This is a genomic window from Tropicimonas sp., from assembly GCF_047971885.1.
Classification (GTDB): domain Bacteria; phylum Pseudomonadota; class Alphaproteobacteria; order Rhodobacterales; family Rhodobacteraceae; genus Tropicimonas.
This window is the reverse complement of the sequence record NZ_JBKEAE010000168.1, coordinates 1-10,398: the sequence shown is the minus strand read 5'-3', so window position 1 is coordinate 10,398 and position 10,398 is coordinate 1. Positions and strand designations below refer to the sequence as shown.

General features: G+C 65.6%; 10 protein-coding genes. 3 read left to right on the top strand and 7 right to left on the bottom strand.

Annotation, left to right across the window (positions count from 1 at the left end; genetic code table 11):
• Positions 1-421: peptidoglycan-binding protein (locus ACK5IR_RS14165; protein ID WP_416929820.1), on the top strand; the 421-nt coding region annotated here is incomplete at its 5' end.
• 291 nt (positions 422-712) lie between these two features.
• Here the strand turns inward: ACK5IR_RS14165 and ACK5IR_RS14160 are convergent.
• Positions 713-1,588, bottom strand: coding sequence for a DMT family transporter (locus ACK5IR_RS14160; RefSeq protein WP_416929819.1), 876 nt, complete (start codon positions 1,586-1,588; stop codon positions 713-715).
• A gap of 107 nt (positions 1,589-1,695) precedes the next feature.
• Entirely contained in the window at positions 1,696-2,871 is a 1,176-nt protein-coding gene (locus ACK5IR_RS14155; RefSeq protein ID WP_416929818.1) for an acetyl-CoA C-acyltransferase family protein, read from the bottom strand.
• 237 nt (positions 2,872-3,108) lie between these two features.
• Here ACK5IR_RS14155 and ACK5IR_RS14150 point away from each other — a divergent pair, with 237 nt between their 5' ends.
• Both ACK5IR_RS14150 and tdh read left to right on the top strand, forming a co-directional pair.
• The gene (locus tag ACK5IR_RS14150) at positions 3,109-4,302 is read left to right on the top strand and encodes a glycine C-acetyltransferase (RefSeq protein WP_416929817.1); all 1,194 of its coding nucleotides are present in this window, start codon (positions 3,109-3,111) and stop codon (positions 4,300-4,302) included.
• A gap of 8 nt (positions 4,303-4,310) precedes the next feature.
• The gene (gene tdh, locus ACK5IR_RS14145; protein ID WP_416929821.1) at positions 4,311-5,336 is read left to right on the top strand and encodes an L-threonine 3-dehydrogenase; all 1,026 of its coding nucleotides are present in this window, start codon (positions 4,311-4,313) and stop codon (positions 5,334-5,336) included.
• 39 nt (positions 5,337-5,375) lie between these two features.
• On the opposite strand, the gene ACK5IR_RS14140 is transcribed toward tdh, so the two are convergent.
• The 5 genes from ACK5IR_RS14140 to ACK5IR_RS14120 all read right to left on the bottom strand — a co-directional run.
• The gene (locus tag ACK5IR_RS14140; RefSeq protein ID WP_416929816.1) at positions 5,376-6,131 is read right to left on the bottom strand and encodes an SDR family NAD(P)-dependent oxidoreductase; all 756 of its coding nucleotides are present in this window, start codon (positions 6,129-6,131) and stop codon (positions 5,376-5,378) included.
• Between the two features lie 115 nt (positions 6,132-6,246).
• Positions 6,247-6,681 carry an EamA family transporter gene (locus ACK5IR_RS14135; protein ID WP_416929815.1) on the bottom strand — a complete coding sequence of 145 codons (435 nt, stop codon included), beginning with the start codon at positions 6,679-6,681 and terminating at the stop codon, positions 6,247-6,249.
• Positions 6,682-6,790: 109 nt separating this feature from the next.
• On the bottom strand, positions 6,791-7,540 hold the full coding sequence (locus tag ACK5IR_RS14130) for a metallophosphoesterase (protein WP_416929814.1): 750 nt from the start codon (positions 7,538-7,540) through the stop codon (positions 6,791-6,793).
• A gap of 82 nt (positions 7,541-7,622) precedes the next feature.
• A complete protein-coding gene (gene serA / locus ACK5IR_RS14125; protein WP_416929813.1) occupies positions 7,623-9,218 on the bottom strand; it encodes a phosphoglycerate dehydrogenase in 1,596 nt (531 codons plus the stop codon).
• A 71-nt stretch (positions 9,219-9,289) separates the two neighbouring features.
• Positions 9,290-10,398, bottom strand: a 1,109-nt coding sequence (locus tag ACK5IR_RS14120) for a phosphoserine transaminase (RefSeq protein WP_416929812.1), incomplete at its 5' end; no start/stop codon positions are given.

The following is a 10,398-nucleotide window of genomic DNA, read 5'->3' as shown; positions in this document are numbered from 1 at the left end:
CAGAACCGTCACCGAATGGGAGACGCTTGGCGTGCGCCCGCGCCAGGGCAGCTTCGGATCCGCCGATCTGCCCGCCTCGGTCGTGCTGCCGCAGGGGCGCAGGGGGCCGGCCTTCCTCGCCTATCCGAACTTCCACATCTATTTCGAATGGAACAAGAGCTTCGTCTATGTGACGACCGCAGCCTATTTCGCCACCCGGCTCGAAGGGGCGCCGGTCTATGCCGCCGGCAATCCCGAACCGGGGCTTTCGGGCGAACAGGTGATGGCGCTGCAACGCAAGCTCGAAGCGCGCGGCCACGATGTCGGCGGGGTCGACGGCATCGTCGGCGAACGGACGCGCGAGGCGGTGCAGTCCGAACAGCAGCGGCTGGGCCTGCCCGCCGACGCATGGCCGACACCGGCGCTGCTCAACGCCCTCTGATACGAGCGGCATCGAAGACCGTTCCGTGCCCGCCTGCGAAAGGTCGCATTGAGCGCATTGTGATGGAAAACAACTGGCATGATGGAGGGCGGCGCCCGTCTGCCGGGTGGGCGCGCAACGCTTGTGGTCGTCATTTTATGCCTGCCACAAACCTCCAACGTTCGTGCGCGCGGTAAGTCGCAAGGCGCCCGCCCGGGCCGCTGAAGCGGCTGTTCCGGGCGAAGGGAGAACGGCAGCTTTGTCCGCATCGCCGATTTTAAGAACGGGCCGGCGGCAGCCGGATCTCCAGACCTAGGGCGCCGTCGAGTGCCGCGAAATCTGCACCGCAAGGATCCCGGCCATGATGATGGCAACACCGACGGCATCCCAGAGGCCGAGCCTTTCGCCGAGCAGGATCGCGGCCACCGCGACTCCGAAAAACGGATTGAGGAAATGGAAGGTCGCGGCCTTGACCGCGCCGACCCGGCGCACCAGCAGGAACCAGACCAGCGTTGCGATCAGACCCGGAACGATGACCGTATAGGCGAATGCGGCAATCACAGCCGGTGTCCAGTCGAAGACCCAGGCCTCGGTCAGCAGCGATACCGGCAGCAGCACCGCCGCTCCGACCAGCATCTGCATCCCGACGATCATCAGCACGTTGCCGCCGGACGAGGCACCCCGTACCGCCAGCGTGGCGAAGGTCAGCGCGGTGACGCCGATGACGCACAGCGCGATCCCGGCAGGGTCGGCGCCGCCTGCCTGAATGCGACTGGCCATGATGACGGCGACGCCCGCGAACCCCGCGAAAAGCCCGGCAACCCCCAGCGGCGGCACCCGCTGGCCAAGAATGACCCGGCCCGACAGGGCCACCAGCAGCGGCATCGTCGAGGCGATGATGGCGGCAAGCGAGGCTTCGATGGTCTGCATGGCGATGAAGAACAGCCCCAGATAGAGCGCGTTCTGGCAAATGCCGAAAACGACGGTCAGCCGCGCCTGGCTGGTGGTCAGCCGCCATGACTGGCCGAGCAGCCGGGCGATAACGATGGCGATGGTGCCGGCAATCAGGAATCGCAGGGCCGAAACCCCGAGCGGCGGCGCATGAACCACGATGATCCGGGCCGAGGTAAAGGCCGACGACCACATGAATGCAAAGGCCAGCCCCATCATGAGCGCGCGCAGGTCCATTCTTTCTCCCGGCGGAAAACGTCCGGCACGGGATATGGCACCGGGCGGGTATAGAAAAGGCCCGCGGCGGAATTTCCGCGCGGGCCTTGCGATTCGGGATTTCAGGCTCAGAGCCGTTCGATGGCCAGCGCGATGCCCTGCCCGCCGCCGATACACATGGTGATCAGCGCTTTCGAGCCGCCGATGCGCTCAAGCTCGTAGAGCGCCTTGATGGTGATGATTGCACCAGTGGCCCCGATCGGATGGCCAAGCGCGATGGCCCCACCGTTCGGGTTGGTTTTCGCCGCGTCGAACCCAAGCCCGGCGGAAACGGCCAGCGCCTGTGCCGCAAAGGCCTCGTTCGATTCGATCACGTCGAAATCCGAAACGGCCAGCCCGGTTCTGGCAAGCAGTTGTTCGACCGCCGGGATCGGGCCGATGCCCATCACCTCGGGGCGGACACCGGCGATGGCATAGCCGAGGATCCGCGCCATCGGCTTGAGCCCGGCCTTTTCGGCCGCCGAAGCGCTGGCCAGCACCACCGCGCCCGCACCGTCGTTGATGCCGCTGGCGTTGCCCGCCGTGACCGTGCCGTCCTTGCTGAAGGCCGGGCGCAGCTTGGCCAGTTTCTCGAGCGTCGTCGCCTTGGGGTGCTCGTCGGTGTCGAAGGCGACGGTCTCGCGCCGCACCTTGACCTCGACGGGAACGATCTGGCTGGCGTACCGGCCATCCGCGATCGCCGCCGCCGCACGATTCTGGCTTTCGAGTGCGAAAGCGTCCTGCGCCTCGCGCGTGACCGAATGCTCCCTGGCGACGTTTTCGGCGGTGATGCCCATGTGTCCGGTGCCGAACGGACAGGAAAGCGCCCCGACCATCATGTCGACGGCGGTGGTGTCACCCATCTTGGCACCCCAGCGGATGGCAGGAACGGCATAGGGCGCGCGGCTCATGCTTTCGGCGCCGCCGGCCAGCGCAAATTCCGCGTCGCCCAGCATGATCGACTGCGCCGCCGAGACGATGGCCTGCGCTCCCGAGCCGCAGAGCCGGTTGACGTTCATCGCCGGAACCTTGTCCGGAACGCCGGCATCCATCGAGGCGACGCGGCTGATATACATGTCGCGCGGTTCCGTGTTGATGACATGGCCAAAGACCACGGTGCCGATCTGACCCGGCTCCACCCCGGCCCGGCTCATCGCCTCGCGCGCGACGGTCGCGCCCAGCGTGATCGGAGGAACCGCCGCCAGCGCGCCGCCGAAGGTACCGATCGCGGTGCGGGCACCGCCCAATATTACGATGTCTTCCATTTCTCACTCCCGTTCGTTTGGTACAACATAGCTGGCCGCAGCCCTGCGATGACCCTGACCTAGAGTCGCGGCATGAAACACCGGACGGCGCGCCTTGTATACCCGATTCGCGGCAGGTGCGGCCGCCGCCGGCGGCGCAGCGCAAGGCCGGGCAGGCCGCCATCGCTGGGCGCGCGCGATTCGATGCTGTATTCCACGTCGCGATTGCCCAATATGGTGCCAGCCAGAGGAGGAGCCATGACGCCCGAGTTTGCACAGAGCCTGAAGGCGACGCTTGCCGAAATCGAAGCGCAGGGGCTGACGAAGCGCGAACGGCCGATCACCTCGCCGCAGGGCGGGCATATCGAGGTTGGAGGGCGCGAGATGCTGAACCTGTGCGCCAACAACTATCTCGGGCTGGCCGATCACCCCCGGCTCGTCGCGGCGGCGCGCGCGTCGCTCGACCGCGACGGATACGGAATGGCCTCGGTCCGTTTCATCTGCGGCACCAAGCCGATGCACCGCGATCTGGAACAGGCGCTGGCGCGGTTTCTGAGCAAGGACGACGCGATTCTCTTCGCAGCCTGCTTCGACGCCAACGGCGGGCTGTTCGAGCCATTGCTGGGGTCCGAGGATGCCATCGTCTCGGACGCGCTCAATCATGCCTCGATCATCGACGGCATCCGGCTCTGCAAGGCGCGGCGCTATCGCTATGCCAATTCCGACATGAACGAACTGGAGACGCAGCTTCGCACGGCACGCTCCGACGGGGCACGGCACATCATGATCGCAACCGACGGCGTGTTCTCGATGGACGGGTTTCTCGCGCCGCTGACCGAGATCACCGCGCTGGCGGAACGATACGATGCGCTGGTCATGGTGGACGATTGCCACGCCACCGGCTTCATGGGGCCGCAAGGGCGCGGAATGCCGGCGTATTTCGGTGTGGAAGGCAAGGTCGATATCCTGACCGGCACGCTCGGCAAGGCACTGGGGGGCGCCATCGGCGGCTATGTCGCCGGGCCGCAGCCGGTGGTCGACCTGCTGCGCCAGCGCGCCCGGCCCTACCTGTTTTCCAATTCGCTGCCACCCTCGGTCGTGGCGGCGGGGCTCGAGGCGCTGAGGATCGTCGAGGCGGGAGACGATCTGCGCGCGCGCCTGTTCGACAATGCCGCCTACTGGCGGGCGGGGCTGGAAAGCCTCGGTTTCGATCTGCTGCCGGGCGAGCACCCGATCGTGCCGGTAATGCTCGGCGAGGCGAGGCTCAGCCAGGAGATGGCGGCACGGCTTTTTGAATACGGGATCTATGTGGCCGGGTTCTTCTTTCCGGTGGTGCCACGGGGAGCCGCGCGCATCCGGACGCAGATGAACGCCGCCCTGACGCGCGCGGACCTCGACCGCGCGCTCGAAGCCTTCGGCCGGGCCGGGCGCGAGACGGGAGTACTGGCATGACGAACGGGATGAAGGCACTGGTCAAGGCGCGGCCCGAGCCGGGCCTGTGGATGGAACGCGTGCCGGTCCCCGAGATCGGCCCGGACGACGTGCTGATCCGGGTGCGCAAGACCGGCATCTGCGGCACCGATATCCATATCTGGAACTGGGACGACTGGGCGAGCCGCACCGTGCCGGTGCCGCTGGTCACCGGCCACGAATTCGCCGGCGAGATCGTCGAGATCGGCCGCCGGGTCGAGGACCTGCATGTAGGCCAGCGCTGTTCGGGCGAAGGGCACCTGATCGGACACCATTCGCGGCAGGTCCGCGCCGGAAAATTCCACCTCGATCCCGAAACGCGCGGGGTCGGCGTGAACGTGCCGGGTGCCTTTGCCGAATACCTGCGCCTTCCTGCCTTCAATGTGGTGCCCCTGCCCGAACAGATCGACGACGAGATCGGCGCCATCCTCGATCCGCTCGGAAACGCGGTGCACACCGCGCTCAGCTTCGATCTGGTGGGCGAGGATGTGCTGGTCACCGGCGCCGGCCCGATCGGCATCATGGCGGCCGCGGTTGCCCGGCATGTCGGCGCCCGGCACGTTGTAATCACCGATATCAACCCCGACCGTCTGGCGTTGGCGGCCGCGGTGGCCGATGTCCGGGCCGTCAACGTGGCGAGCGAGGACCTGCGCGATGTCGTTCATGCGCTCGGCATGTCGCAGGGCTTCGATATCGGGCTCGAGATGTCGGGCAGCCAGGCGGCGCTCGACCAGATGGTCGAGGCACTGGTCATGGGCGGGCGGATCGCGCTGCTCGGCATTCCGCCGGGAAAATCCCCGGTGGACTGGTCGCGCATCGTCTTCAAGGCGATCACCATCAAGGGCGTCTACGGGCGCGAGATATTCGAGACCTGGTACAAGATGATCGCCATGCTGCAGAACGGGCTCGATATCCGCAAGGTCATTACCCACCGCTTCACGGCCGACGCATTCCGCGAGGGGTTCGAAACCATGCGCGGCGGATCTTCCGGCAAGGTCGTGCTGGACTGGACCTGAGCGTTTACCGCCCGGCCGTGCCCTGCGCTTGCCGCGCCGTTACTGCGCGGTATAGCCGCCGTCGACCAGGTGATAGGATCCGGTGATGAAGCTGGCGCGGTCCGACAGCAGGAAAACGATAAGCGCCGCCACCTCCTCGGGGCGCCCGAGCCGGTTCAGCGCATGCTTGCCTTCGAGAAATTTCAGCGTCGCCTCGTCCTGCGAGCTTTCGACCAGCGGGGTCAGGATGAAGCCCGGCCCGACCGAATTGACCCGCACACCGCCGCCCGCATGTTCGAGCGCCGCGTTCCTGGTCGCGCCCACCACGCCGTGCTTGGCGCTGACATAGGCCGTCGAATTGGCGAACCCGACCGAGCCGAGAATCGACGCCACGTTGACCACCGCCCCGCCACCGGATTTCTCGATCGCCGGAATGGCAAAGCGCATGCCGTAGAAAACGCCGGACAGGTTGATGCCGATCACCTTCTGCCAGCCGTCGAGGTCATAGCTGCCGGTCGGTGCCGAAGGGCCGCCGATTCCGGCATTGTTGACGATGCCGTAAAGCGCGCCACCCTTTTCGACCGCGAAATCCACCATTGCGCCGACGTCGTCGGCCTTCGCCACATCCACCGCTACCGCATGGGCCGTGCCGCCCTTCGCGGTGATGGAACGGGCGACCTGTTCCGCATGCGCCAGATCGAGATCGGCGACGATCACGATGGCCCCGCTTTCACCCAGTTCCGCCGCCGTTGCCGCGCCTATCCCCGATCCCCCGCCAGTAACGATGATCGTCTTGCCGTCGAAACGCAGTTCCATCGCTCCCTCCCCGTACTCGTCCCACGCCGATCGCCGCTATGGTATATCATACCGGTGCAATCCGCATAGTGCCGAACGGTGGATAGCTGCGCGGCATAAGTGTGCAGTTTCGCACCTAACCCAGTGCGACCAGAATGGCACCCGAGGCGATGAGCGCGACACCGAGCCACGAAGACGCCGAAAGATGCTCGCCCAGAAAAAGCGCGCCGAAGATCGCCACCAGAACCACGCTCAGCTTGTCCACGGGCACAACCTGCGATGCATTGCCAAGCTTGAGGGCACGGAAATAGCAGATCCATGACGCCCCGGTCGCCAGACCCGACAGGATCAGAAACCCCGCGCCCCGGACCGGGATCCGGTCCGGCACCTCGAACCGGCGCGTGGCGGCAAGGACAAGTCCCAGAACGACCGCCACCACCAGCGTGCGGAGAAAGGTCGCCACATCGGGGTTCAACTCATCGACACCGACCTTGGCGAAGATTGCGGTGAACGCGGCAAAGACAGCGGCCATTGCCGCCCAGAACTGCCAGGTTTCGGTCCATATCGGCATTTCGCTCTCCCTGTCCGGCGCCCGGCGGCAACTTGCCCCGGTGAAGGCGCATGGCAGCACGGTGCCGGCCCGGGGTCGAGCCCGAAAATCGGCGCAGTCAGAGGCGCAGTCAGAACGGAGCGAGAGCGCCCGGCGCGACAGGCAGGCGCCCCGAACCGGTCAGCAACCAGACCTCCCGCCCTTCGATCACCACGGCCGAAAGCGGCCCGTCATAGCCGGCGCCGGTATCGATGTTGAGGCGGTTTCCGTAATGGGTGACCGCCTCGACCGGGGTGTGGCCGTGCACGATCAGCGCACCGTGATCGCCGGTGTCGAACAGAAACTCATCGCGAATCCACAGCAGATCGCGCTCCTCCTGCCGGTTCAGCGCGACGCCCGGACGGACGCCGGCATGACAGAAAAACACCTCGCCCACAAAATGCGACGTCGGCCGGCGGCACAGGAATGCCCGGTGCGATTGCGGAACCGCTTCGAGTGCATCCTTGCGTATGGCCCTGCTCCGGCGCGCCAGCGACACGTCCACCCCGTAAGAGCGCAACGTTTCGCGCCCGCCGATGCCGGGCTGGAGCCAGCGGCCCGTCTGGTCGCCGCGTGCGTACCACCGCTGCGGAACCAGAAAATCCCGCATCATCTGGTCGTGGTTTCCCAGAAGCACGATATCGTGTTCGCCGGCCCGGGCACGGGCAAGCAGATAGTCGATGACACCGCGCGCATCCGGCCCCCGGTCAACCAGATCTCCCAGATGCAGCACCGGCGCGTCGGGATCGCCGCAACGCGCCTTGTCGGTGGCGATCCGGTCGTGAGCCTCTTTCAGCCGGCCAAGCTGACCATGGATATCGCCGATCGCATAACTTCGCATGAACAGACTCTACACAAGATGATAATCAAAAAAAGCGGACGCCCCGGAACGGGGCGCCCGAACGGCTTCTACCCGCGACACATCAGGCGACGTTGAACTGAAGCGGACTGACGTTCTGGAACAATCCTGTTGCCTTGAGTTCGGCGATCACCCCGGGCGCCACCGGTTCGTCGACATAAAGCAGCGCAATGGCCGCCTTGCCCGGCCCGCTCCGCCCGAGGGTGAAATTGGCGATGTTGACACCGTTCGTTCCCATCGTCCGGCCAAGCGCGCCGATGATCCCCGGTACGTCCTCGTTGGTGGTGTAGAGCATGTGCGCGCCGATCTCTGCATCGATATTGATGCCCTTGATCTGAATGAAGCGCGGCTTGCCGTCCGAAAATACCGTGCCGGCAATCGAACGCTCGCGGGTATCCGTCACCACCGTCAGCTTGATGAACCCGTCGAAGACGCCCGATTTGGCCTGTGTTGTGCGCGAGATCTGGATGCCGCGCTCGACCGCCTGAACCGGCGCCGAAACGAGGTTCACATCCGGGTTCGAGGCCTTCATCACCCCGGCGATGGCCGCGCAGCCGAGCGCATCGAGGTTCATCTGCGACACCCTGCCGTCGTAGAGGATGTTGATTGCCTTGATCGGCTCGTCCGTCATCTGCCCGATGAAGGCGCCGAGGTGCTCCGACAGCTTCAGCCACGGCGACATGACCCGGGCCTCCTCGGCGGTGACCGAGGGCATGTTCAGCGCATTCTCGACCGCGCCTGTGTTCAGATAGGCCGCCATCTGCTGGGCAACCTGAAGCGCCACGTTCTCCTGCGCCTCGGTGGTCGAGGCACCGAGATGCGGCGTGACAACCACGTTCGACAGGCCGAACAGCGGGTTCGCGGTTGCCGGTTCCCTGGCGAAGACATCGAAGGCCGCACCGGCGACATGGCCGGATTTCAGCAGTTCGGCCAGCGCTTCCTCATCGACCAGACCGCCGCGGGCGCAGTTGATGATCCGCACGCCGTTCTTCGTCTTGCCGAGGTTCTCGCGGCTCAGTATATTGCGCGTCTTGTCGGTCAGCGGCACATGCAGGGTGATGAAATCCGAGCGTTTCAGCAACTCGTCCAGTTCCACCTTGGTCACGCCGAGCCTGGCCGCACGGTCGTCCGACAGGAAGGGATCGTAGGCCAGAACCTTCATCTTCAGCCCGACCGCGCGGTCGCAGACGATGCCGCCGATATTGCCCGCCCCGATCACACCCAGCGTCTTGCCGGTCAGTTCGACCCCCATGAACCTGGATTTCTCCCACTTGCCGGCATGGGTCGAAACCGAGGCTTCGGGTATCTGCCGGGCAACCGCGAACATCAGCGCGATGGCGTGTTCTGCCGTGGTGATCATGTTGCCGTAGGGCGTGTTCATCACGATCACCCCCCGCTTCGATGCGGCGGGGATATCGACATTGTCGACACCGATGCCGGCACGGCCGATCACCTTGAGGCTGGTCGCGCGCTCCAGAATCTTCTCGGTGACCTTGGTGGCCGAGCGGATGGCGAGGCCATCGTAGTTGTGGATCAGTTCGAGCAGGTTTTCCGGCTCCTTGCCCAGGTTGGGCAGGAAATCGACCTCGATATCGTTGTCGCGGAAAATCTGGACGGCGGTTTCGCTGAGCTTGTCGGAAACGAGAACCTTGGGGGCCATGGCTGGCGCTCCTTTGTCGATGGGACGAACCGGGGGCATCTGCCCCCGGACGGAATGCTGTTTCGGGAAAATCAGGCGTCGACGGCCTGGGTCGCAATCTCCTGCTCGAAGGCCCAGACGAGCCACGGCACGAGCGCCTCGATATCCGACGTTTCGACCGTGGCGCCACACCAGATGCGCAGACCCGGCGGCGCATCGCGGTAAGCGCCGATATCGTAGGCCACGCCTTCGGCATCGAGCCGCTTCGCCACCGCCTTGGCGAAGGACGCGCCGTCCCTGATCCGAGGGTCGGTGAACCGCAGGCAGACCGAGGTATTCGAACGGATCGCCGGATCGGCCGCCAGAAAGTCAATCCAGTCGTTTTCGGCCACGAACCCGCCGATGACGGCGGTGTTGGCATCGGCGCGCGCGATCAGCGCCGGCAGCCCGCCGATGGACTTCGCCCAGTCGAGCGCGACAAGGTAATCCTCGACCGCCAGCATCGAGGGGGTATTGATCGTCTCGCCGCGGAAAATTCCCTCGATCAGCTTGCCGCCCTTGGTCAGGCGGAAGATCTTGGGCAATGGCCAGGCGGGGGTATGGCTTTCCAGCCGTTCGACAGCGCGCGGGCCGAGGATCAGCATGCCATGCGCCGCCTCGCCGCCCAGCACCTTCTGCCAGGAGAAGGTCGTCACATCGAGCTTTTCCCACGGCAGATCGACGGCGAAAGCCGCCGAGGTGGCGTCGCAGATGGTCAGCCCGGCGCGATCCGCCGGGATCGCATCACCATCCGGCACGCGCACGCCCGATGTGGTTCCGTTCCAGGTGAAGACAACATCGCGATCGAAATCGACCGACGCGAAATCGACGATCTCGCCGTAGCCGGCAGTCCTGACGGTCGCGTCCAGCCCAAGCTGCCTGACCGCATCGGTCACCCAGCCGGAACCGAAGCTTTCCCAGGCCAGCATCTCGACCGGACGGGCGCCCAGCAGCGACCACATCGCCATCTCGACCGCGCCGGTATCCGATGCGGGCACGATACCGATACGATAATCGTCGGGAACGCCGAGAATTTCGCGCGTGCGCTCTATGGCCGCCTTGAGCTTCGCCTTGCCGATGGCGGCGCGATGCGACCGGCCAAGGGCGGCGTCTTTCAGGGCGTCGAGCGCGAATGCGGGGGGCTTGGCACAGGGGCCGGAGG